Here is a 22,149-nt window from a genome sequence, read left to right as displayed (position 1 = left end):
CTGGAAAAAGGCAGCATCGTGATCTGCGCCGGTGGCGGCGGCATCCCGACGATGTACGACGCCCACGGCAAGCTGCAGGGCGTCGAAGCGGTGATCGACAAGGACCTGTGTTCGGCGCTGCTGGCCCAACAGCTGGAGAGCGACCTGCTGGTGATCGCCACCGACGTCAACGCCGCGTTCATCGACTACGGCAAGCCAACCCAGAAAGCCATCGCCCAGGCCCACCCGGACGAAATGGACAGGCTCGGCTTCGCCGCCGGCTCCATGGGGCCCAAGGTCCAGGCAGCCTGCGAATTTGCCCGCAACACCGGCAAGGTCGCGGTGATCGGCGCACTGGCGGACATCGACGCCATCGTCCAGGGCACTGCAGGCACGCGTATCAGCACGGCCACTGCCGGCATTACTTATCGATAACGGGAAACTTGCGGGGCAGATCCGAGGTCTGCCCTACTCCCACGCCTTCGAAGGAGAGACGCTTATGGCCATGTTCCAGCCCGGTCACCTGCATATGGAGCGCCATGCGCTGAACAAGGACGACTTCAGCTACAACCTCTGCATCGATTACGAAATTGCCCAGGACCCCAAGGAGGGCCGGGGCATGTCGTTTCGATTGCACGGCACGGTGGAAGACAAGAGCGTGGACGAGACGTTTTTCCTGGCCAGGGACCAGGCCTTCGACTTCGCCCGCCATGCCACGCGCATCGCGCAGAAATATGGCCTGCCCAAGCAGGCGAGCATTGGCTCGATGCACAAGTACTACGACGAAATGTTCGACGATGTGCGCAAGCAGTTGGACATCAAGCCGGGCGAGCCCATGAAGCCAGAACACCTGGCATAACCCGGTCAAAAGCCCCCCCAATCCCCTGTGGGAGCGAGCTTGCTCGCGATAGCGGTTGATCGGTCGAGACACAGAGTGACTGACCCACCTTGATCGCGAGCAAGCTCGCTTCCACAGGAGCTATCAGTGCCCTGAATATCGGGTTAAACACACCCGCTGCCTGACTGGCAACCCGCCACGGCTGACCTATGCTGAAAACAGTACCCCCGGGGTATTCGTTCAGAGGTCACCGCCATGAACATCAGAACCAAAAGGCGCCTCGCCGTTTTCGTGACCTGCGCCGCCACGCTTGCGCTGTATGGAACGGCGGCTTATCGGGTCGAACAGGCCAGGCAGCAGCCCCGCGAATACGCCAGCTGCAACCTGGAGCGCTGCATTCCCCACAACGCGACTCTGAACGCCCTGCGCTAAAGCGGACTCAGTCGTCCTGCTGATCGGTCTTGAGGCGGTCTCGGAAGGCCTTGGGTGAAATGCCTACCCGCCGGCGGAACAGGCGAGTGAAGTTGGTCGGGTCGGAAAACCCGAGCAACTCGGAGATCTCGTAGATGGTCATGCCGGTGTAGGTCAAAAGCCGCTTGGCCTCCAGCAGCTGACGCTCGTGCATGATCTGCAGGGCCGGTTGCCCGGCCAGCTCGCGGCAGGTGCCGTTGAGGTGCGAGACCGAGATGCCCAGGCGATGGGCCAGGTCCTCGACCTTGACGTGCTGGCGATAGGTTTCTTCCACCAGCTGGATGAACCCGTTGAGGTATTCCCGGGCCCGCTGCGGACGCTGGGCCTTGGTGCGCCGCTGCATCACCTGGCGACTGACCCAGACCATGATCACGCTGACCAGCGCATGCATGAGCATTTCCCGGGCCGGCTGATGGCCCATGTACTCGTCCTGCAAGGCACTGAACAGGCTGTTGAGGTATTCGGCGTTGTCCCCGGCCGGGTAGCTGTCGGCCTGGGCCAGGATATTCACCGAATGGCCCAGTTGCGCCTGGAGGTGCGTCACCAGCGGTGCCGCCAGGGTCACCACATAACCCTGCACATCCTCGGAAAAACGAAAGCCGTGGACCGACAGCGGCGGCAGGATCTGCACCGCCGGCGGTTCGAGCTGCGTGCGCTGACCCTCGATTTCCAGCTCCGCCTGGCCCTTGTAGACGAACAGCAACTGACAGAGATCGGCATGCCGGTGGGGCTTGATCTCCCATTGATGCTCGCGGCTGCGCTTGGAAATGGTTTCGCAGTGCAGAAGATCCGGCGTCGGCCAATCCTGGCTTTCGCCGTAGAGCTTGAACACCGGGATCGAAGGCAGGTCGGTTGTTTTCATAACGAGGATCGGCCTCGGGTTGCGGGCGATAATCGCACCGATTGGCAGAAAGTACAGGAATCGGCTCAGTTTTCCCCTTCAATCGACAGGTTCGCAAGCGAAAAATGCACGTACCCATCATCACCGACCCCGGTCGCGTGCTTCGTGAGAGCCATAACAACAATGAAAACCCTCAAGACTCAAGTCGCCATCATCGGCGCCGGCCCCTCTGGACTGCTGCTTGGCCAATTGTTGCACAATGCCGGAATCGACACGTTGATCCTCGAACGCCAGACCCCGGACTATGTCCTGGGCCGCATTCGCGCAGGGGTGCTGGAACAAGGCATGGCCGAGCTCCTGCGCCAGGCCGGCGTCGGCCAGCGCATGGATGCCGAAGGCCTGCCCCACGACGGCTTTGAACTGGCCCTCAATGGCCGTCGAGTGCACATCGACCTCAAGGGCCTGACCGGCGGCAAGAACGTGATGGTCTATGGCCAGACCGAGGTGACCCGCGACCTCATGGCTGCGCGGCAATCCAGCGGCGGCCGCACGCTGTACAAGGTCGAAAAGGCCCAGCCCCATGGCATGCAGACCGAGCACCCCTTCGTCACCTTCGAGCATCAGGGGCAGGCCTGGCGCCTGGACTGCGACTACATCGCCGGCTGCGACGGCTTCCACGGCGTGGCGCGCCAGTCGATCCCGGCGGAAAACCTCAAGGTCTTCGAGCGGGTCTACCCGTTCGGCTGGCTCGGCATCCTGGCCGACACGCCACCGGTCCATGAAGAGCTGGTCTACGCCCGCCACGAACGCGGTTTTGCCCTGTGCAGCATGCGCTCGCGAACCCGCACCCGCTATTACCTGCAGGTGCCCGCGCAGGAGCAGGTGGCCGATTGGCCGGATGAACGTTTCTGGGCCGAACTCAAGCGTCGCCTGCCCGCCGACCTGGCCGAGGCGCTGGTGACCGGCCCCTCCATCGAAAAAAGCATCGCGCCACTGCGCAGCTTCGTGGTCGAGCCCATGCAATACGGGCGCATGTTCCTGGTGGGGGACGCTGCCCACATTGTCCCGCCCACCGGCGCCAAGGGGCTGAACCTGGCGGCCAGCGACGTCAGCACGCTGTTCAACATCCTGCTCAAGGTCTATCGCGAAGGACGCGTGGATCTGCTGCAGCAGTATTCGGCCATCTGCCTGCGGCGGGTCTGGAAAGCCGAGCGCTTCTCCTGGTGGATGACGTCGATGCTGCACCGCTTTGACGACGATGCCTTCGACCAGCGCATCAGCCAAGCGGAGCTGGAATACTTCGTCGACTCCGAGGCCGGGCGCAAAACCATCGCGGAAAATTATGTCGGACTTCCTTATGAGGCTATCGAATAGCCGGCTACCGACTTAAACTGCGGGCTTCGTTCCATTCGCCAGGGCATTCGTGTGAAGCCCGCAGGTTCTACCGTGACTCAGCTCAACATGCCTCAAGCTCCCAAGCCCGCCATTCGCAGCGTACTGGTGGCGCTGATGCTGGCGATTTTCCTGGGCGCCCTGGACCAGACCATCGTCGCCGTCTCGATGCCGGCTATTTCCGCACAGTTCAAGGACCTCAGCCTGCTGGCCTGGGTGATCTCCGGCTACATGGTGGCCATGACCGTGGCGGTGCCGATCTACGGCAAGCTCGGCGACATTTATGGGCGGCGGCCACTGATGCTGTTCGGCATGGGCCTGTTCACCCTGGCCTCGCTGTTCTGCGGCCTGGCCCAAAGCATGGAACAGCTGGTGCTGGCGCGGATTGTCCAGGGCATCGGTGCCGGTGGGATGATTTCCGTGAGCCAGGCGATCATCGGCGACATCGTGCCGCCCCGGGAGCGGGGTCGCTACCAGGGCTATTTCAGCAGCATGTATGCGGTGGCCAGCGTGGCCGGGCCGGTGCTGGGCGGCTACATGACCGAATACCTGTCATGGCGCTGGGTGTTCTGGATCAACCTGCCCCTGGGCCTGGCGGCCTGGTGGGTGGCCCGGCGGACGCTGGTCGGGCTGCCGGTGCCGAAACGCATTCCCATCATCGATTACCTGGGCACCGTGCTGCTGGTCATCGGCCTGACCGCATTGCTGCTGGGCATTACTCAGATCGGCCAGGGCCACGCCTGGCACAGCCGCGATGTGCTGGGGCTGCTGGGATGCGCGGTGGTGGCCCTGGCGATGTTCGTCTGGCACGAAAACCGGGCGCGGGAACCCTTGCTGCCCATGCACCTGTTCCTCAACCGCAGCGCGGTGCTGTGCTGGTGCACGGTGTTTTTCACCAGCTTCCAGGCGATTTCCCTGACCGTGCTGGTACCGTTGCGCTTTCAGAGCGTCACCGGCGCGGGTGCCGACAGTGCGGCGTTGCACCTGTTGCCCTTGGCGATGGGACTGCCCATAGGCGCCTATTTCGCCGGGCGCCGGACTTCGGTCACGGGGCGCTACAAACCGATGATCCTCAGCGGTGCCCTGCTCTTTCCGTTCGCCATCCTCGGCATGGCGCTCACCCCGCCCGATGCGTTCTGGCTCAGCAGCCTGTTCATGCTGCTCAGCGGCATCGCCTCCGGCATGCAGTTCCCGACCTCATTGGTGGGTTCGCAGAACTCCGTGCAACAGGCGGACATCGGCGTGGCCACCAGCACCACCAACCTGTTCCGCTCCCTCGGCGCAGCGGTGGGCGTGGCGTTGATGTCGGCGCTGTTGCTGGCCTTGCTGAAGGATTCCAGCCTGGCCCAGCTCGCCAGCGCATCACCGATGGGCGAAGGACATTCCGGCAATGTCTTGCTGGACGGTCTGAACGCCGCCCCGGGCCAGGCGCAGCAGGCCCTGCGCCAGGGTTTGCAGGGGACGTTCAGGAATCTGCTGTTGATCAGCGCGGCGGTGTCGTTGCTCGGGCTGGCAGCGGCAGTGGCGATGCCCAACCGATTGCTGCGCGGCCGGGACGAGAAGGTTCGCTAGGCACCATCTCGTCGCCAAGCACAAACCTGTGGCGAGGAGATTTATCACCTCGCCACAGAATCCGGCTCATCATCGGAGCTGAGTCCGGTGCCATCAAGCCGTCGCCGGCACGACTTCCGGCGCCGCCTCGGCGCTCATGCCGTCCTTCATCCGCTTGGCATCGCGCACGAAGCAACGTGACGCCAGGAACAGGAACAGCATGGTCAGCAACAGGGCCACCGGTATCAGGTACATCGCGTCATGCAGGCCGATGGCCTTGAACGCTTCGGTCATCTGATCGACGCCCGCGGCCGCCATGGCCGTGCGCGCGAAATAATCGGAAAGGCCGCCGACCACCACCGGGCCCAGGCCACCGCCCAACAGATACAAGCCGGCGAAATACAGTGCCATCGCCGTGGCCCTCAAGCGTGGCTCCACCACGTCCTGGATCGCGGTGTAGACACAGGTATAAAAGTTATAGGCAAACAACCAGCCCACGCTGAACACCGCCACGAACACGCCGATTTCGATACGTCCGGCGTGCAACGCCCACGCCGTGGTGATCGTGGAAATAGCCAGGCTGAATGCCCCGAACAGCAGGCGACCGTTGGGCACGCGCTGGTGAATCTTGTCGGCGACCCAGCCGCCCAGGGTCAGCCCGAACAAGCCGGTCACGCCCACCATGATCCCCGTGGCGACCGCCGCTTCGTGCAGCGGCATCAGGAAATACCGTTGCAACATGGGCACCAGGAAGGAATTGCAGGCATAGGTCGCGAAGTTGAAGCACAACCCCGCCAGCACCAGCCACAGGAAAGTCGGAATGGCCAATACCCGACGCACCGGCCGGTCGACTTTTTCCTGGGACACCTGCACGGTCTCCGCCGCACCGCGCTTGGGCTCCTTGATGAAGAACATGAACACCGCCAGCACCAATCCCGGTACCGCGGCGATAAAGAACGGGGCGCGCCAGCTGTCGAAGGCCTTGACCATCGCACCGATGGTGAAGAACGCCAGCAGCAGCCCGATCGGCAGGCCCAGCATGAAGATCCCCATGGCCCGCGCCCGGCGATGAGCCGGGAACAGGTCGCCAATCAGCGAATTGGCCGCCGGTGCATAACTGGCTTCGCCAATGCCCACCCCCATGCGCACCACCAGGAACGCCCAGAAACTGCCCACCAGGCCATTGACCGCCGTCAACCCGCTCCAGGCCGCCAGTCCCCAGCCCATCAGCCGGCTGCGCGAGCCGGTATCGGCCATGCGTCCCAAAGGCAGGCCGGCCAGGGCATAGACGATGGTGAACGCCGTGCCGATGATGCCGATCTGGAAGTCGCTGAGGCTCCATTCCATGCGGATCGGCTCGATGATGATGGCGGGAATGGTGCGGTCGAAGAAATTGAACAGGTTGGCCAGGAACAACAGGAACAGAATGCGCCAGGCATTCGCCGCTTGGGTCGAGTTCTGCATGGGTCCGTCTCTTTATTGTTATGGGGCGACGGCGAGGCATCCGGGCCCTGAATCTGCAATCTAGATAGCGCAGCGCGGGCTGTCTCCAATCATTCGCCCCGCTGATACCGGGCCATGGGTGCGGCGGGTTTATTGACGGCAATCTAGTGACTGTGACAATTGCCATCATTTTGCCCAATCCTGATTAAAGATCATCACTCGCTGGCCGATCCAACATGAATAGATTTACCCGAGCGCTGTCAGGCTGCTGTCCTGAACGCTTGGGCCGACCTTCGCGCCAACCAGGGCGCGAGCTCCCATCAGCGATGGTTCGATGACAACGATTGTCGAGCCGAACAGCTCAGGCATACGCGCACCATGACCTCAAAAAAAACCTCCACTGCGTTATCCGATCTGACCCTGAGCCCGGCCGCCAACGGCCCTGAAACCTCAAAGTCGCCGGGGGGCCTGCGTTCCCTGTCGACCCAGCAGTATCTGTATTTCACCGAAACCAACACCGACCGTATCCTCGACAACCTCGACGGCCTGCGTGACACGGTCTTCCCGCGCCCCCCGCACCTGGTGGACGAGGAAAGCGAACGCGGCCAGCAGGAATTCCCGTCGGTGTGCCTGATCGGTCTCGGGCGCTGCGGTTCCAACATTGCCCTGGACGTGGCGGAGCTGGTGTACAACGCCCGCAAGTTCTACCTCAACGAATTCAACGCCGAAGACAAGGCCTACAGCGACAAGGGCTATCGTCCCGCGCAGTGGATCCGCAACAACCTGCGCCTGGGCACCGGCAAGGCGACCAAACCGGTATTCCTGGTGGAGCCCCTGGTGATGCTCGGCGACCTGGACAAGGACATCGCCGGGCGCATCCGCTTTTCGCGCAAGGGTGAAAAAAGCGGCTTCCTGCGCGACTACAGCAAGATGAAGATCATGGACCTGTCGGAAGTCCATGCCGGTGGCGCCGGTAACGCGCCGATCCTGGGCCAGTACCTGGCCAAGATCATCCTGAACAAGGACACCCAGCGTTTCTCCAGCCCCGACTGGAAAATGATCCACTCGTACCTGATCGACAGCTGCGGCATCAAGGCCAACCAGTCGCGCCTGTATTTCTCGATCTTCAGTGCCGGCGGCGGTACAGGTTCGGGCATGGCCTCGGAGTTCGGCCTGGCCCAGCAGTATTCGTACATGAACAAGACGTTCGACACCAAGCCCATGGACGAGCACGACAGCAAGAGCGGTCATTCCTTCGTCTTCGAGCCGATCTTCACCAGCGGCATTTGCGTACTGCCGAATATTTCCGATCACCGCAGCGAAATGTCCGAAGCGTTGCACATCAACGCCGGACGCCTGCTGTGCAAATACCTCTCGGAAGAATGGGATTTCTCGTACAACTTCGCCAATGAAGACAGCAGCGAAGCCAGTGTCATGGGCCGCATCCGCCCCTGGAACGCCATGATGCTGATCTCCAACGACATCATGCGCTACGCCGAAGAGAGCGATGACGGCAACATCCAGAACATCGATGTCAATGCCATGGAGAAGCACGCCAACCAGTACATCTCCCAGCAGATCTTCAACATTCTGACGGCCCAGGCCGTGACCACCGACTACGACCAGAACTATTTCCGGCGCGCCGGCATCGACATCGGCGAAACCATCCGCCTGGATGCCAACGACCTGTTCATGAGCCTGGCCGGCCCGGTGGCGATCGCCTACGCCGAGTCCGTCGTCCCGGAAACCCCGGCGCCCAGCAACGACAAGTTCAAGGTGTTCGACAAGGAACCGCCACGCCTGAACATCGATGACCTGTTCTTCCGCTCCATCGACCTGCCGCACTTCAACAAGGTGACCCAGGCCATCGAGGGCATCAGCCTGTTGCCGATCGAATCCAAGCGCTACCGGGCCTCGCTGGAGCAGTACAAGAACTCCGGCTACGATGCCGCGGCCCTGCACGACCTGCATTTCTTCAAGAACTGCTCGTCGGTGGTGTCCATCGTCTCGCTGCCCAAGGACTACAAGCTGTCCTATATGGACCTGAACCGGCTCAAGACCCATCTCAACAGCCTGTTCCCCAACACCACCCTCAAGCGCTACGCCCTGGTGATCGGCGCGTCGGCCAACCTGTCGCTGACCACACTGATCGCCAAGAGCCCATGCCTGTCGGACGATTTCCTGACGCTGATCGTGGCCTTCATCAAGCGCTGCTTCGCCCGCAACCCGTATCGCTTCGACGACACCCTGGACAACTCGATCCTGGACTTCATCATCAACGAAGACTTCGACGAGGAACGGATCGACGACCTGCTCAACGAATTCGAGAACCCGGCGAAGATCCTCGACACCAACTGGTATGCGATCAAGCCGATGTACGAAAAGAAATACCGCGAGCTGATCAGCGACAAGGAGAAGTTCGTGTCGATCAACGATATCCGCCTGTCCCGTGATTGCGTGAAGAAGGCCATCAAGTACCTGCGCGAGATCTACCGTCACCGCATCGGCAAGACCAAGGTCATTTCCTTGAACAACCACACCGGCAGGACTTACTGAGGCCAGGTACGCAGACCGCGTCGCCTCGACCGCGAGCTGGCTCGCTTCACAAGGCCCTGTGAACAAGGCCCACTGTGGGAGCCAGCTTTGACTCCATCACCGGCACAACATCCAGAAACAATTGAGCAGCCCAAAGGCTGCTCGATGAACTGTTCCCGTTACGTATACGTCAGCCTGTCCTGTGGCGTTTCGCCACGGCAGGCTGCTGTCACGCTACTCAGCTACACACTTTTTCCAGGTCATGGCATTGACCTGGTTTGGTGCACCGATCAATTCGACGCCCTTTCCTGGATCATGATCCAGGGAGAAACCACCACCGCCCAGAGCAGCGGATCGCGCTCCACGAAATCCAGCGCCCGCGTTTCAGAGAGCTTGGCGACGTGCCCGGCGGCCAGCCAGGCGGCGACTTTGTCCCCTTCGTCCTGGGCCACGGCCTCGGCGGCGGCGATCAAATCCAGTGCCGGGTCGACCCACAATAGGGCACCCTTGGCGAAGAACGGTTCCAGCTCCTTCCAGGTGATGGATGCAGTTTCCCCGAGCAGCTTGGCATAGAGGGTGCTAGGTTCTTGATTCATGGGCACTGTCCGGAAAAGAAATCGGCGCGAATGATAACGTCGGTGGTCTGGCAGAAAAACCCGGTTGCAGTTGGAGTGACGATTGAAAAACGCAGCATGGCCAGGGATTGCCGATCAGACCGGACAACACCCGCCGCTATTCTGTCTTTTTCTTTCAATAAAGCGACAACCCCTGATTTTGTCCCCGAGTGCCAGCTTCCCTTGCCAACAAGGGGCGCTCTACACTGTACCGGTACAGTTGCCGGGGGCATTTTCCGTGGGGATATCCAGCATATCTGACCCGGTTCTGCCGCTGCGGCGCCAGGACTATAAAAACTACAACAGCATGAGTGGAGCACTATGACTAAGGCTACTAAGCAGATTTCCAAACTGTTTGCCGCTATGGTTCTGGCCGGGGTTGCCAGCCATTCGTTCGCCGCCGACACCATCACGATCGGCATCGCCGGTCCGAAGACCGGTCCGGTCACCCAGTACGGCGACATGCAATTCGTTGGCGCGAAACAAGCCGTCAAGGACATCAACGCCAAGGGCGGCGTCGATGGCAAGATGCTCGAAGTCAAGGAATACGACGACGCCTGCGACCCTAAACAGGCCGTCGCCGTGGCGAACAAAGTGGTCAACGATGGCGTCAAGTTCGTCGTCGGCCACCTGTGCTCCAGCTCCACCCAGCCAGCTTCGGACATCTACGAAGACGAAGGCGTGATCATGATCACCCCGGCCGCCACCAGCCCGGACATCACCGCCCGTGGCTACAAGATGATCTTCCGCACCATCGGCCTGGACAGCGCCCAGGGCCCTGCCGCCGGCAACTACATCGCCGACCACGTCAAGCCGAAAGTCGTGGCTGTCCTGCACGACAAGCAGCAGTACGGTGAAGGTATCGCCAGCGCCGTGAAGAAAACCCTCGAAGCCAAAGGCGTGAAAGTGGCTGTGTTCGAAGGCCTGAACGCCGGTGACAAGGACTTCTCCTCGATCATCCAGCGCCTCAAGCAGAACAATGTCGACTTCGTCTACTACGGTGGCTACCACCCTGAACTGGGCCTGATCCTGCGTCAGTCCAAGGAAAAGGGCCTGAAAGCCAAGTTCATGGGGCCTGAAGGCGTCGGCAACGACTCCATCTCCCAGATCGCCCAGGACGCTTCCGAAGGCCTGCTGGTGACCCTGCCGAAGTCCTTCGATGCCGACCCGGCGAACAAGGCCGTCGTCGATGCCATCAAGGCCGACGGCAAGGATCCAAGCGGTCCGTTCGTGTTCCCGGCCTACTCCGCGGTCCAACTGATCGCCGAAGGCATCAAGGCCGCCAAGAGCGACGACACTGCCAAGGTTGCCGAAACCATCCACAAGGGCACCTTCAAGACGCCGACCGGCGACCTGTCGTTCGACGAGAAGGGCGACCTGAAGGACTTCAAGTTCGTGGTCTACGAATGGCACTTCAACAAGCCGAAGACTGAAGTCTCCCCTCAGTAAGCCAGGCCTGGTGTCCTGGCTCACAGATACGTTCTTTTTTGACGAGTGGCTGTAGTCGTCAGGCAACGCAGCATGACGACTACAGACGCCGCCATAAGGAACAGTACTCGTGATACAGGACACTCATGGTCAACAAGCCCACTGTGCAAGCAGTGGGCTTTGTTTTACGAGGTTTATGGGCCAGGCACCCGCGATCCGGGCGCTGGTTCACCTGAAAATCTTAAAACCGTCACCAGCGGTTCGCTGGCAAACGCTCGGAGCAAATGTGATCAGAGAACACAGCACCGGGCCGGAACATGACTCCACCAGTGAAATGCGTATCGGGTTTTTAGGAGCGCTGTAATGCCTGAGATCTATCATTTTTTCCAACAGCTGGTTAATGGCCTGACCATTGGCAGCACCTATGCCTTGATAGCCATTGGCTACACAATGGTTTACGGCATCATTGGAATGATTAACTTCGCCCATGGCGAGGTCTACATGATCGGTTCCTACGTGGCCTTCATCGCCCTTGCCGGGCTGGCCATGATGGGCATCGACTCACTGCCGCTGTTGATGACCGCCGCGTTCGTGGCGTCGATCATCGTAACCAGTGCCTATGGCTACAGTATCGAACGCGTTGCCTATCGTCCCTTGCGAAGCAGCAACCGGTTGATCCCGCTGATTTCCGCCATCGGCATGTCGATATTCCTGCAGAACACCGTATTGCTGTCCCAGGACTCCAAGGACAAGTCGATTCCCAACCTGATCCCGGGGAGCTTCTCCTTCGGCCCGGGCGGCGCCGAAGAAGTGCTGGTGTCCTACATGCAGATCCTGGTGTTCGTCGTGACCCTGGTCGCCATGCTCGGGCTGACCCTGTTCATCTCCCGTTCCCGCCTTGGCCGCGCCTGTCGCGCCTGCGCCGAGGACATCAAGATGGCCAACCTGCTGGGCATCAACACCAACAACATCATCGCCCTCACCTTCGTCATCGGGGCCGCACTGGCGGCTGTCGCCGCTGTACTGCTGAGCATGCAGTACGGGGTGATCAACCCGAACGCCGGTTTCCTGGTGGGCCTCAAGGCCTTCACCGCGGCGGTACTGGGTGGCATCGGCAGCATCCCGGGCGCGATGCTCGGCGGGCTGGTGCTCGGGGTGGCCGAAGCGTTCGGCGCCGATATCTTTGGTGACCAGTACAAGGACGTCGTGGCGTTCGGTCTCCTGGTCCTGGTCCTGTTGTTCCGGCCGACCGGCATCCTGGGCCGTCCGGAGGTTGAGAAAGTATGAACAAATATCTTAAACAGGCGCTGTTCAGCGCCGCGCTGGTCTGGGCCGTGGCCTTCCCCGTGCTGGGCCTCAAGCTGAGCATCGTCGGGGTCAACCTCGAAGTGCACGGCACCGGTCCCCTGACACTGAGCGTGATTGCCCTGTGCTCGGTACTGATGTTCCTGCGGGTGCTGTTCAGCCAACAGGTCGGCACGCTGCTGCGTTCCAACCGCGGACCGCTGGTTTCACCCAAGGTCAGCCAGTTCCTGACACTGCCACGCACCCAGCGCCAGATCATCATCGGCCTGATCGTGGTTGCCCTGGTCTGGCCGTTCTTCGGCTCCCGGGGCGCGGTGGATATCGCCACGCTGATCCTGATCTATGTCCTGCTGGGACTGGGCCTGAACATCGTGGTCGGCCTGGCCGGGCTGCTGGACCTGGGCTACGTGGGTTTCTACGCGGTCGGTGCCTACAGCTACGCGCTGCTGTCCCATTATTTGGGCCTGAGCTTCTGGATCTGCCTGCCGATCGCCGGCTTGATGGCGGCCACCTTCGGCTTCCTGCTGGGCTTCCCGGTGCTGCGGCTGCGGGGCGACTACCTGGCCATCGTGACCCTGGGCTTCGGCGAGATCATCCGCTTGTTCCTGCGTAACCTCACCGACCTCACCGGCGGCCCCAACGGCATCAGCAACATTCCCAAGCCGACGTTCTTCGGCCTGAGCTTCGACCGCACCGCGGCCGAGGGCATGCAGACCTTCCACCAGTTCTTCGGGCTGACCTACAACCCGGTGAGCAAGGTGGTGTTCCTCTACCTGGTCGCACTGCTGCTGGCCCTGGCCGCGCTGTTCGTCATCAACCGCCTGCTGCGCATGCCCATCGGCCGTGCGTGGGAAGCATTGCGCGAAGATGAAATCGCCTGCCGGGCCCTGGGCCTCAATCCAACCGTGATCAAGCTCTCGGCCTTTACCCTCGGTGCCGCGTTCGCCGGTTTCGCCGGCAGCTTCTTCGCTGCCCGCCAGGGCCTGGTGACGCCGGAATCCTTCACCTTCATCGAGTCGGCGATCATCCTCGCCATCGTCGTGCTGGGCGGGATGGGCTCGCAACTGGGTGTGATCCTGGCCGCGATCGTGATGATCCTGCTGCCTGAAATGATGCGTGAATTCAGTGAATACCGCATGTTGATGTTCGGCGCCTTGATGGTGCTGATGATGATCTGGCGTCCTCAAGGTCTGCTGCCTATGCAACGCCCCGAACTCAAACTAAGAGCGGAGCCGCACAAATGAGCCGCGAGATCCTCAAGGTCGAAAATCTGAGCATGCGCTTCGGCGGCTTGCTGGCGGTCAATGGCGTGGCCCTGACCGTCAAGGAAAAACAGGTCGTGGCGCTGATCGGGCCGAACGGCGCGGGCAAGACCACCGTGTTCAACTGCCTGACCGGTTTCTACCAGCCCACCGGCGGCACCATCCTGCTGGACGGCCAGCCGATCCAGGGCCTGCCGGGGCACAAGATCGCCCTCAAGGGCGTGGTACGCACCTTCCAGAACGTACGGCTGTTCAAGGACATGACTGCGATCGAGAACCTGCTGATCGCCCAGCACCGTCACCTGAACACCAACTTCTTTGCCGGCCTGTTCAAGACCCCGTCCTTCCGCAGGAGCGAACGCGAGGCGATGGAGTACGCCGAATACTGGCTGGAGAAAGTCAACCTCAAGGAGTTCGCCAACCGGACCGCCGGGACCCTGGCCTATGGTCAGCAGCGGCGCCTGGAGATCGCCCGGTGCATGATGACCCGTCCGCGGATCCTCATGCTCGACGAGCCGGCCGCCGGCCTGAACCCCAAGGAAACCGAAGATCTCAAGGCCCTCATCGGAGTGCTGCGCGAAGAGCACAACGTCACCGTGCTGCTGATCGAGCACGACATGAAACTGGTCATGAGCATCTCCGACCACATCGTGGTGATCAACCAGGGTACGCCCCTGGCCGATGGCACCCCGGAACAGATCCGCGACAATCCTGAAGTGATCAAAGCCTACCTGGGGGAAGCGTAAATGCTGCAGTTCGAAAACGTTTCCACCTTCTACGGCAAGATCCAGGCCCTGCACAGCGTCAACGTGGAAGTCCGCCAGGGCGAGATCGTGACGCTGATCGGCGCCAACGGTGCCGGCAAATCCACCCTGCTGATGACGCTCTGCGGTTCGCCCCGGGCCCACAGCGGCAGCATCCGCTACATGGGTGAGGAGCTGGTGGGCATGGACTCGTCGCACATCATGCGCAAGAGCATTGCCGTGGTGCCGGAAGGCCGTCGGGTGTTTGCCCGGCTGACCGTGGAAGAAAACCTCGCCATGGGTGGATTCTTCACCGACAAGGGCGACTATCAGGAACAGATGGACAAGGTGCTGCACCTTTTCCCACGCCTGAAAGAGCGCTTTACCCAGCGTGGCGGCACCATGTCCGGTGGTGAACAGCAGATGCTCGCCATTGGCCGTGCGCTGATGAGCAAGCCCAAGCTGCTGCTGCTCGACGAGCCCTCCCTGGGCCTGGCACCGATCATCATCCAGCAGATCTTCGACATCATCGAGCAGCTGCGCAAGGATGGCGTGACGGTGTTCCTGGTGGAGCAGAACGCCAACCAGGCGCTGAAGATCGCCGACCGTGCCTATGTGCTGGAAAACGGCCGGGTGGTGATGCAAGGCACCGGTGAAGCACTGCTGACCGACCCGAAAGTGCGCGAGGCGTATCTGGGGGGTTGAGTCTGTCGCAGAAAAAGAAACGGCCTTCGGGCCGTTTTTTTTGCCCGGCGTTTCCAGTGAATGCAATGGCAGGCAGCAATACATCTGTGGCGAGGGGGTTTATCCCCGTTGGGCTGCGAGCAGCCCTCGCGATGCCGCATCAATCAGCCTGACACACCGCAGAGCTGTTTTTCGGGGCTGCTTGGCAGCCCAACGGGGATCCTCCACATCGGATTTCCCAGGTGGGCAAAAAATAATGGGGGCCCGCTGTAACGCTTTGCCACCGTCCTTCTCTAGTTCAGCAGACCGGCGCTAACGCCGGTTCATTTCCCTGAAGACTGGAGAATCATCATGACTGCTTCGACCCGCACCCTGTCCGCCACTGCCCTGGTCCTGGCCCTGGGTTCCGCCCTGAGCATGACAGCCGTCTCGACCGTTCACGCAGCCGACGACACCATGGAAAAATGCTTCGGCGTTGCCCTCAAGGGCAAGAATGACTGCGCCGCCGGCGCCGGCACCACCTGCGCCGGTACCGCAAAAATGGACTATCAGGCCAACGCCTGGAAATCGGTGCCTAAAGGCACGTGCACCACCATGGAAAGCAAAACCTCACCCACCGGTTTCGGCCAGCTCGAAGCGTTCAAAGCCAAGTCCTGATCGCATCGCCTGAGGCCCGCCACCATGTTGAACACCCCATCCCTCGCCACTGATCGTCGACTGCCGCCAAGGGCGGGGCTGGGGCTCAAGAGCGAGCATTTTCATGAAGTGCTGCAGACCCGACCGGATCTGGGTTTTTTCGAAGTGCACGCGGAAAACTACATGGTGGCCGGCGGGCCGCTTCATCACTTCCTGGGGCTGATACGCGAACGGTATCCGCTGTCGTTGCATGGCGTCGGCCTGTCGATCGGTGGGGAGGGTCCGCTGGATGTCACGCATGTGCAGCGCCTGGCCGCCTTGATCGAACGCTATCAACCCCAGTCCTTTTCCGAACACCTGGCCTGGTCCAGCCACGGCCCGGTGTTCCTCAATGACTTGCTCCCCCTGGCCTATGACGAAGCAACCCTCGAACGGGTCTGCGAACACATCGACCAGGTGCAGACCAGCCTCAAGCGCACGCTGTTACTGGAAAACCCGGCCACCTACCTGGGCTTTGAAACCTCGACCTTCGACGAGCCACAGTTCATGAGCGAAGTGATCCGCCGCACCGGCTGCGGCCTGCTGCTGGACGTGAACAACGTCTACGTTTCGTGCATCAACCATGGCCGCGATCCACTGGCCTACCTCGACGCCCTGCCCCTGCAGATGACTGGCGAAATCCACCTGGCCGGCTTCGCCGAGGATACCGACAGCCTCGGCGAGCGCCTGCTGATAGATGATCACGGCGCGCCGATCGATCATGCAGTCTGGCAGCTGTACCTCAAGGCGCTGGAGCGGACCGGGCCGGTCGCCACCTTGATCGAGCGCGACAACCACGTCCCGGCATGGGAGGTGCTGCTGGCCGAAGCACGCCAGGCCGATCATCTGTTGAGCGCCGCTAGAGCCCGGCCATGAGCAATCAGCACGCATTTGCCGCCGCCCTGCTCGACCCGCGCAAGGCATGTCCGCCCGGCCTGATCAGCGCCAATGGGGCAGCCCCGGAAAGCCGTTTCGCGGTGTACCGCAACAACGTGCTCAGCTCATTGATCAATGCCCTGGCCGACAACTACCCGGTGGTGGTGCAACTGGTGGGCGAGGAATTCTTCCGAGCCATGGCCGGGGTCTATGTCCAATCCACGCCGCCGCGCAGCCCGGTGATGAACGACTACGGCGGCGACTTTGCCGAGTTCATCGAACACTTCGAACCCGCCGCCAGCGTGCCTTACCTGGCGGACGTCGCTCGGCTGGAGCGACTGCATGTGCAAGCCTGGCATGCCGCCGACGCCGAGCCCATGGCGCAAGAACGAATCGTGGCGGCGCTGTCGTCCCCCATGCTGGCAGGGGATTTGAAGATCGGGCTTCACCCGTCACTTCGGCTATTGCAATCCCCCTATGCCGTGGTGACGATCTGGGCCGCCCACCAACACCAGGCGCCCGTACCGTTCGAAACGCTTCCCGCGCAAAACGCCTTGGTGCTGCGCAATGGCCTGGACGTGGAGGTGTTTGCGATCAGTCGCGCGGCCCATGGGTTCATCGCAGCCCTGCAACAAAGGTTCTCCCTGACTGCGGCCATTGAGGCCTCGATCGACCTTGACCTGGAACACACCCTGGCGGGGCTCATCCGCCACCAGGCCATCACCCATCTCCTAGCCGAACAGGTACTCCCATGAACACCCTGATTTGCGGTTTCATTCAATGGCTGGAGAAAATTCCCCACAGCCTGATCGCCTTCATCGGGCGCTTTTGCATTGCCGCAGTGTTCTGGAAGTCCGGCCAGACCAAAATCGAAGGACTGGCCATCGACCTGGTCGACGGCACCTTCCAGATCGGCCTGCCGCGCCTGGCGGACTCGACCATCCCCCTGTTCAAAAGTGAATACGCCCTGCCGCTGCTGTCGCCGGAACTGGCCGCGCACCTGGCGGCCTTTGCCGAGCATGTATTTCCAGTGCTGATCCTGCTTGGCCTGGCGACGCGCTTCTCGGCACTGGCCCTGCTCGGCATGACCGTGACCATCCAGGTGTTCGTCTACCCGGACGCCTACCCGACCCATGGCACCTGGGCAGCGGTGTTGCTGTACCTGATGGCCCGTGGACCGGGAATGTTGTCGATCGATCACCTGATCGCCAAGCGCTACGCCCACGGCTGAACACAGATTCCCTCACAGGGATCTGGACAGTCGAAACATCCAAGCCACCCCAGGGATTGTCCAGTGGATGGACTATCGTTGGAGCCGATCCAACGCCTCGCCACTGCGCTTGAACCAATCGATCAGATAGTCGGCCAGCACCTGGGTGCGCCTGGGCAGGCCGCCCTGGTACGGATGGACCAGGTACATCGGCATGCGCCGGGTCTGGTAATCGTGCAGCAAATTGCGCAGGCGTCCGTCGGCCAATTCTTCATGCAGCAGGTAGGACGGCAGCCGGGCAATTCCGGCACCGGCCAAGGCCGCTTTTTTCAACAGGCTGTAGTGATTGCTGGCGAACGGCCCGGAGACTCGCACCCGCAGCAGCTCATGCCGTTGGTGGTACAGCCATTCCTCGCGGCCGCTGTAATGGCTGTTGAGCAGGCAACGGTGTTCGGCCAGGGCCTGAGGCGTGTCGGGCTCCCCATGACGCTCCAGGTAGGCCGGGCTGGCACAGGTCATTTCGTGCCAGGCCAACAGCGGCCGCGCCACCAGGCGCTCATCGATGGCGGCATCGGAACGGATCGCCAGGTCGAAACCATCCCGGGACAGGTCGCGGTAGCCGTTGTTGAGCTCCAGTTCGATCTGCACGTCCGGATAGGTGCGGGCAAATTCCGTCAACAGCCCATCAAAGAAGGTTTCACCCAGGGAAACCGGAACCGTCATGCGCACCGGACCGCAAATGTCATCCTTCAACCGGGCCAATGCCTGACGCGCACGCTCCACTTGCACCAGCAATGCCTGGGCCTGGGGCAGCAACGCCGTCCCCGCCGCCGTAAGGCTCAGGCGTCGCGTGGTGCGCTGCAACAGCACCACTGAAAAACGGCTTTCCAACAGACTGATGCGCTTGGACAACTGGCCCTTGCTGCACCCCAACTGCTGGGCGGCCAGGGTAAAGCTGCCCGCCTCGATCAACACGGCGAACGCCGCCAGGTCATCCATTTCGCTCATTGGATTGTTTCCAAATGAAAACCAAAGGTTGCCTATTAGCATGATTATCAGCGTAAAGAACCCCTCTAGACTCAAAACTCGTTCAATCCAATGAGGAATCTCCATGAAAATCCTGTTGATCGGCGCCAACGGCACCATTGGCTCGGCCATCGATAACGAACTGTCGCCGCGCCACGAAATCGTCCGCATCGGCCGCCACAGCGGTGACCTGCAAGTGGACATCAGCGACAGCGCCTCCATCCGTGCCCTGTTCGAAAAGACCGGACGCTTCGATGCACTGGTCTGCGCGGCGGGCAATGTCACCTTCGCCCCCTTGGGCGACATGACGGAGGAAAGCTTTGCCCTCGGCCTGAAAGACAAGCTGATGGGCCAGGTCAACCTGCTGCTGATCGGCCGTGAATATGCCAACGACGGAGCCTCGTTCACCTTCACCACCGGCGTGCTCAGCCATGACCCGATCAAGAGCGGCGCATCGGCGGCCCTGGTCAACGGCGCCCTGGACAGCTTCGTGCGTGCCGCGGCGATCGAGTTGCCTCGGGGGCTGCGGGTCAACTCGGTCAGCCCGAACGTGCTGGTGGAAGCCATGGACAAGTACGCACCCTACTTCCGGGGCTACAAGCCGGTGCCGGCCGCCGACGTCGCCCTGGCCTACGCCAAGAGCGTCGAAGGCCTGCAGACCGGCCAGACCTTTCACGTAGGTTGAGCCAGGGAAAGCACCTACGGGTTGTGGTGAAGGACCAGTCTGAGTAACGTGGCGACACTTGTCTGGAGACCCAATGATGCGTGCCGCCCGTTCCCTGTTGCTTGTCGCCCTCCTCCCCCTCTTCGCCGCCTGTCAATTGCTCGAAGCGCCACGCCAGAGCGCGTCCCATGCGGGCCAGACTCGCATGCAGGGCGAGCTCACGGCGGCCGATGGCAAGCTGCTGTTCCAGCCCTGCCAGGACCAGCGCCGCTTCATCGTCAACGACAGCGGCAGCACCAGTGTGCTGCAGCAGGCCGCCGTCCTGGCCGGAGACCAGGGCAAGCTGTTCGCCGATGTGCGTGGGCGTATCGTCTCCAGTGCCGCGGCCGGCACCGACAGCCAGCTGGACCTCCAGCAGCTGTATCGCCTGGAACGCTCGGGCACATCCTGCGACGACGCCGACTTCAAGCGAATGACCCTGCGCGCCACAGGACACGGCCCTGAATGGTCGCTCCAGGCCGGAGGCAAGGGCCTGGTGCTGGAGCGCGAAGGCCAGCCGACACTGGCAGTGCCTTACGTCGAAGAACAAGTGGGCGACGGCCGCTTCAACCTTGGCACCGAGGCTAATGGCCAGAAAGTCGAACTCTGGGTCACCCCCTCCCGCTGTGTCGACAGCAGCACCGGCAGCGTGCAGCACATGAGCGCCGAATTGCGGGTCAACGGCCAGGTCCAGCGCGGCTGTGCCTATTTCGGTGGGGCACGCGACGACTGAATGGACGGGCAGCTTGTTTTAAGCTCACCGGAATCGGCTTTGCGGCTTATAATCGCCGGTTTGAAGAACGCCCTGGCGCAGTTGTGCGCCCCGCGAACCGGACCCCACCATGTTACGAATCACCGAACTGAAACTGCCGCTCGACCATTGCGAAGAAGACTTGCGCGCCGCCATCCTGCAGCGCCTGGGCATCGCCAGCGATGACCTGCTCGACTTCACCCTGTTCAAGCGCAGCTACGACGCACGCAAGAAATCCTCCGAACTGTGCTTCATCTACACCCTCGACCTGACGGTGCGCGATGAAGCCGGCCTGCTGCGCAAGTTCGCCGATGATCGTAACGTCAACGAAGCACCGGATGTCAGCTACAAGATGGTCGGCCAGGCCCCGGCGGACGTGGGTGAACGGCCGATCGTGGTGGGCTTCGGTCCGTGCGGGATCTTCGCCGCCCTGTTACTGGCGCAGATGGGCTTCAAGCCGATCATTCTCGAGCGCGGTCCGGAAGTTCGCCAGCGCACCAAGGACACCTGGGGCCTGTGGCGCAAAAGCGTACTCAATCCCGAATCCAACGTGCAGTTCGGCGAAGGCGGCGCCGGGACGTTTTCAGACGGCAAGCTCTACAGCCAGATCAAGGACCCGAAATTCCTGGGCCGCAAGGTGCTGCACGAGTTCGTCAAGGCCGGTGCGCCGGAGGAAATCCTTTATGTCAGCAAGCCCCACATCGGCACCTTCCGCCTGACAGGCGTCGTGGAAAACATGCGCGAGCAGATCCGTGCCCTGGGCGGTGAAGTGCGATTCCAGCAAAGGGTGACGGACGTGCTGATCGAGGATGGTCAACTGGTCGGCGTCGAGCTGGCCAGCGGAGAACGTATTCACTCCCGCCACGTGATCCTGGCCCTGGGACATAGCGCCCGGGACACCTTCCGCATGCTCCACAGCCGTGGCGTATACATGGAAGCCAAGCCGTTCTCGGTGGGTTTCCGTATCGAACACCCGCAATCGCTGATCGACAGCGCACGCCTGGGCAAGTATGCCGGCCACCCGAAACTGGGCGCCGCCGACTACAAGCTGGTGCACCACGCCAGGAACGGTCGTTCGGTATACAGCTTCTGCATGTGCCCTGGCGGTACCGTGGTGGCCGCCACTTCCGAGCCGAATCGGGTCGTGACCAACGGCATGAGCCAGTACTCGCGCAATGAACGCAATGCCAACTCCGGCATCGTGGTGGGCATCACGCCGGAGGTGGACTACCCCGGCGGCCCCCTGGCCGGGATCGAATTGCAGGAGCGCCTGGAGTCCCATGCCTTTGTGCTCGGCGGCAGCAACTACGAGGCCCCGGCGCAGCTGGTGGGCGACTTCATTGCCGGCAAGCCGTCCACGGCGTTGGGCAGCGTCGAGCCTTCCTACAAACCAGGGGTCGCCCTGGGTGACCTGGCCCTGGCGTTGCCGGACTTCGCCATCGAAGCCATTCGCGAAGCGCTGCCGGCCTTCGAAAAACAGATCCGCGGTTATTCGCTGCATGACGCCGTACTGACCGGCATCGAAACCCGTACGTCGTCACCGCTGCGCATCACCCGCAACGAATCGTTGCAGAGCCTGAACGTGAAGGGTCTGTTCCCGGCCGGCGAAGGTGCCGGTTATGCAGGCGGGATCCTGTCGGCAGGCGTCGACGGGATCAGGATTGCCGAGGCGGTGGCACGGGATATCCTCGGCCTCGAAGCCTGAGGGGACACTGCTGTTCACTCGAGGCAGCCACAGGCCCCGGTAAACAGCATTACCCTGTAGAAGCGAGCTCGCGATGACGGCCTGGCATTCAACACAGATGTTGACTGATCCACCGCG

At 61.8% G+C, this 22,149-nt stretch carries 22 protein-coding genes; 18 read left to right on the top strand and 4 right to left on the bottom strand.

The genetic code is table 11. From position 1 onward, the window contains the following. The 3 genes from BLP99_RS23000 to BLP99_RS26460 all read left to right on the top strand — a co-directional run. Window positions 1-414: amino acid kinase family protein (locus tag BLP99_RS23000; RefSeq protein WP_441295930.1), on the top strand; the 414-nt coding region annotated here is incomplete at its 5' end. Window positions 415-478: 64 nt separating this feature from the next. Then, window positions 479-838: a DUF5064 family protein gene (locus tag BLP99_RS22995; protein WP_072387693.1), complete on the top strand. Its 360-nt coding sequence runs from the start codon at window positions 479-481 to the stop codon at window positions 836-838. A gap of 234 nt (window positions 839-1,072) precedes the next feature. Next, complete coding sequence (locus tag BLP99_RS26460; RefSeq protein WP_165887752.1) at window positions 1,073-1,249, top strand: hypothetical protein; 177 nt, start codon at window positions 1,073-1,075, stop codon at window positions 1,247-1,249. Window positions 1,250-1,256: 7 nt separating this feature from the next. Here BLP99_RS26460 and BLP99_RS22990 read toward each other — a convergent pair whose 3' ends face one another. Continuing rightward, the gene (locus BLP99_RS22990; protein ID WP_092181834.1) at window positions 1,257-2,150 is read right to left on the bottom strand and encodes a helix-turn-helix domain-containing protein; all 894 of its coding nucleotides are present in this window, start codon (window positions 2,148-2,150) and stop codon (window positions 1,257-1,259) included. 162 nt (window positions 2,151-2,312) lie between these two features. Here BLP99_RS22990 and pobA point away from each other — a divergent pair, with 162 nt between their 5' ends. Together pobA and BLP99_RS22980 are read left to right on the top strand one after the other, a co-directional pair. Next, the gene (gene pobA / locus BLP99_RS22985; protein ID WP_092181831.1) at window positions 2,313-3,503 is read left to right on the top strand and encodes a 4-hydroxybenzoate 3-monooxygenase; all 1,191 of its coding nucleotides are present in this window, start codon (window positions 2,313-2,315) and stop codon (window positions 3,501-3,503) included. A 72-nt stretch (window positions 3,504-3,575) separates the two neighbouring features. Then, window positions 3,576-5,093 (top strand): MDR family MFS transporter, encoded by a 1,518-nt coding sequence (locus tag BLP99_RS22980; RefSeq protein ID WP_092181827.1) that lies wholly within the window; start codon window positions 3,576-3,578, stop codon window positions 5,091-5,093. Between the two features lie 93 nt (window positions 5,094-5,186). Here BLP99_RS22980 and BLP99_RS22975 read toward each other — a convergent pair whose 3' ends face one another. Next, on the bottom strand, window positions 5,187-6,536 hold the full coding sequence (locus tag BLP99_RS22975) for a spinster family MFS transporter (protein ID WP_076405295.1): 1,350 nt from the start codon (window positions 6,534-6,536) through the stop codon (window positions 5,187-5,189). 357 nt (window positions 6,537-6,893) lie between these two features. On the opposite strand from BLP99_RS22975, the gene BLP99_RS22970 reads away from it, so the two are divergent. Beyond that, window positions 6,894-9,071, top strand: coding sequence for a hypothetical protein (locus BLP99_RS22970; protein WP_072387703.1), 2,178 nt, complete (start codon window positions 6,894-6,896; stop codon window positions 9,069-9,071). A 269-nt stretch (window positions 9,072-9,340) separates the two neighbouring features. Here the strand turns inward: BLP99_RS22970 and BLP99_RS22965 are convergent, their stop codons facing one another. Further along, window positions 9,341-9,646 (bottom strand): DUF2288 domain-containing protein, encoded by a 306-nt coding sequence (locus BLP99_RS22965; RefSeq protein ID WP_072387705.1) that lies wholly within the window; start codon window positions 9,644-9,646, stop codon window positions 9,341-9,343. A 339-nt stretch (window positions 9,647-9,985) separates the two neighbouring features. On the opposite strand from BLP99_RS22965, the gene BLP99_RS22960 reads away from it, so the two are divergent. From BLP99_RS22960 to BLP99_RS22920, 9 genes are all read left to right on the top strand, one after another. Beyond that, on the top strand, window positions 9,986-11,113 hold the full coding sequence (locus BLP99_RS22960; protein ID WP_072387707.1) for a branched-chain amino acid ABC transporter substrate-binding protein: 1,128 nt from the start codon (window positions 9,986-9,988) through the stop codon (window positions 11,111-11,113). A 342-nt stretch (window positions 11,114-11,455) separates the two neighbouring features. Next, window positions 11,456-12,379 carry a high-affinity branched-chain amino acid ABC transporter permease LivH gene (gene livH, locus BLP99_RS22955; RefSeq protein WP_053153077.1) on the top strand — a complete coding sequence of 308 codons (924 nt, stop codon included), beginning with the start codon at window positions 11,456-11,458 and terminating at the stop codon, window positions 12,377-12,379. Then, on the top strand, window positions 12,376-13,641 hold the full coding sequence (locus tag BLP99_RS22950) for a high-affinity branched-chain amino acid ABC transporter permease LivM (protein WP_072387709.1): 1,266 nt from the start codon (window positions 12,376-12,378) through the stop codon (window positions 13,639-13,641). The genes livH and BLP99_RS22950 overlap by 4 nt, the downstream gene beginning before the upstream one ends. Beyond that, a complete protein-coding gene (gene livG, locus BLP99_RS22945) occupies window positions 13,638-14,405 on the top strand; it encodes a high-affinity branched-chain amino acid ABC transporter ATP-binding protein LivG (protein ID WP_072387712.1) in 768 nt (255 codons plus the stop codon). Before BLP99_RS22950 ends, livG begins: the two co-directional genes overlap by 4 nt. Then, window positions 14,406-15,107, top strand: coding sequence for an ABC transporter ATP-binding protein (locus BLP99_RS22940; RefSeq protein ID WP_072387714.1), 702 nt, complete (start codon window positions 14,406-14,408; stop codon window positions 15,105-15,107). A 330-nt stretch (window positions 15,108-15,437) separates the two neighbouring features. Beyond that, window positions 15,438-15,743, top strand: coding sequence for a BufA1 family periplasmic bufferin-type metallophore (locus BLP99_RS22935; protein WP_072387717.1), 306 nt, complete (start codon window positions 15,438-15,440; stop codon window positions 15,741-15,743). Window positions 15,744-15,767: 24 nt separating this feature from the next. Beyond that, the gene (gene bufB / locus BLP99_RS22930) at window positions 15,768-16,637 is read left to right on the top strand and encodes an MNIO family bufferin maturase (RefSeq protein WP_092181824.1); all 870 of its coding nucleotides are present in this window, start codon (window positions 15,768-15,770) and stop codon (window positions 16,635-16,637) included. Next, entirely contained in the window at window positions 16,634-17,392 is a 759-nt protein-coding gene (locus BLP99_RS22925) for an HvfC/BufC N-terminal domain-containing protein (protein WP_092181819.1), read from the top strand. The genes bufB and BLP99_RS22925 overlap by 4 nt, the downstream gene beginning before the upstream one ends. Next, window positions 17,389-17,868, top strand: coding sequence for a DoxX family protein (locus tag BLP99_RS22920; protein WP_072387724.1), 480 nt, complete (start codon window positions 17,389-17,391; stop codon window positions 17,866-17,868). The genes BLP99_RS22925 and BLP99_RS22920 overlap by 4 nt, the downstream gene beginning before the upstream one ends. Before the next feature lie 72 nt (window positions 17,869-17,940). Here BLP99_RS22920 and BLP99_RS22915 read toward each other — a convergent pair whose 3' ends face one another. Further along, on the bottom strand, window positions 17,941-18,855 hold the full coding sequence (locus BLP99_RS22915) for a LysR family transcriptional regulator (protein WP_072387727.1): 915 nt from the start codon (window positions 18,853-18,855) through the stop codon (window positions 17,941-17,943). A 103-nt stretch (window positions 18,856-18,958) separates the two neighbouring features. Here BLP99_RS22915 and BLP99_RS22910 point away from each other — a divergent pair, with 103 nt between their 5' ends. The 3 genes from BLP99_RS22910 to BLP99_RS22900 all read left to right on the top strand — a co-directional run bounded on the left by BLP99_RS22910 (window position 18,959) and on the right by BLP99_RS22900 (window position 22,032). Further along, window positions 18,959-19,558, top strand: coding sequence for a short chain dehydrogenase (locus tag BLP99_RS22910; RefSeq protein ID WP_072387729.1), 600 nt, complete (start codon window positions 18,959-18,961; stop codon window positions 19,556-19,558). A 76-nt stretch (window positions 19,559-19,634) separates the two neighbouring features. Beyond that, complete coding sequence (locus BLP99_RS22905) at window positions 19,635-20,309, top strand: hypothetical protein (RefSeq protein ID WP_072388718.1); 675 nt, start codon at window positions 19,635-19,637, stop codon at window positions 20,307-20,309. A 109-nt stretch (window positions 20,310-20,418) separates the two neighbouring features. Beyond that, window positions 20,419-22,032, top strand: coding sequence for an NAD(P)/FAD-dependent oxidoreductase (locus tag BLP99_RS22900; protein ID WP_072432225.1), 1,614 nt, complete (start codon window positions 20,419-20,421; stop codon window positions 22,030-22,032). Window positions 22,033-22,149 lie beyond the last annotated feature (117 nt).

The organism is Pseudomonas sp. NFACC32-1, from assembly GCF_900101215.1.
In the GTDB taxonomy this organism is placed as follows: Bacteria; Pseudomonadota; Gammaproteobacteria; order Pseudomonadales; family Pseudomonadaceae; genus Aquipseudomonas.
This window is presented reverse-complemented; position numbering and strand designations above follow the sequence as displayed.

Bases quoted from the DNA above. Each gene is read 5' to 3' on its own strand.
- BLP99_RS22960 (WP_072387707.1), top strand. From the start codon at position 9,986: ATGACTAAGGCTACTAAGCAGATTTCCAAACTGTTTGCCGCTATGGTT.
- BLP99_RS22935 (WP_072387717.1), top strand. From the start codon at position 15,438: ATGACTGCTTCGACCCGCACCCTGTCCGCCACTGCCCTGGTCCTGGCC.
- BLP99_RS22950 (WP_072387709.1), top strand. From the start codon at position 12,376: ATGAACAAATATCTTAAACAGGCGCTGTTCAGCGCCGCGCTGGTCTGG.
- livG (WP_072387712.1), top strand. From the start codon at position 13,638: ATGAGCCGCGAGATCCTCAAGGTCGAAAATCTGAGCATGCGCTTCGGC.
- bufB (WP_092181824.1), top strand. From the start codon at position 15,768: ATGTTGAACACCCCATCCCTCGCCACTGATCGTCGACTGCCGCCAAGG.
- BLP99_RS22995 (WP_072387693.1), top strand. From the start codon at position 479: ATGGCCATGTTCCAGCCCGGTCACCTGCATATGGAGCGCCATGCGCTG.
- BLP99_RS26460 (WP_165887752.1), top strand. From the start codon at position 1,073: ATGAACATCAGAACCAAAAGGCGCCTCGCCGTTTTCGTGACCTGCGCC.
- BLP99_RS22905 (WP_072388718.1), top strand. From the start codon at position 19,635: ATGCGTGCCGCCCGTTCCCTGTTGCTTGTCGCCCTCCTCCCCCTCTTC.
- BLP99_RS22975 (WP_076405295.1), bottom strand. From the start codon at position 6,536: ATGCAGAACTCGACCCAAGCGGCGAATGCCTGGCGCATTCTGTTCCTG.
- livH (WP_053153077.1), top strand. From the start codon at position 11,456: ATGCCTGAGATCTATCATTTTTTCCAACAGCTGGTTAATGGCCTGACC.
- BLP99_RS22925 (WP_092181819.1), top strand. From the start codon at position 16,634: ATGAGCAATCAGCACGCATTTGCCGCCGCCCTGCTCGACCCGCGCAAG.
- BLP99_RS22970 (WP_072387703.1), top strand. From the start codon at position 6,894: ATGACCTCAAAAAAAACCTCCACTGCGTTATCCGATCTGACCCTGAGC.
- BLP99_RS22900 (WP_072432225.1), top strand. From the start codon at position 20,419: ATGTTACGAATCACCGAACTGAAACTGCCGCTCGACCATTGCGAAGAA.
- BLP99_RS22965 (WP_072387705.1), bottom strand. From the start codon at position 9,646: ATGAATCAAGAACCTAGCACCCTCTATGCCAAGCTGCTCGGGGAAACT.
- BLP99_RS22915 (WP_072387727.1), bottom strand. From the start codon at position 18,855: ATGAGCGAAATGGATGACCTGGCGGCGTTCGCCGTGTTGATCGAGGCG.
- BLP99_RS22920 (WP_072387724.1), top strand. From the start codon at position 17,389: ATGAACACCCTGATTTGCGGTTTCATTCAATGGCTGGAGAAAATTCCC.
- pobA (WP_092181831.1), top strand. From the start codon at position 2,313: ATGAAAACCCTCAAGACTCAAGTCGCCATCATCGGCGCCGGCCCCTCT.
- BLP99_RS22990 (WP_092181834.1), bottom strand. From the start codon at position 2,150: ATGAAAACAACCGACCTGCCTTCGATCCCGGTGTTCAAGCTCTACGGC.
- BLP99_RS22940 (WP_072387714.1), top strand. From the start codon at position 14,406: ATGCTGCAGTTCGAAAACGTTTCCACCTTCTACGGCAAGATCCAGGCC.
- BLP99_RS22910 (WP_072387729.1), top strand. From the start codon at position 18,959: ATGAAAATCCTGTTGATCGGCGCCAACGGCACCATTGGCTCGGCCATC.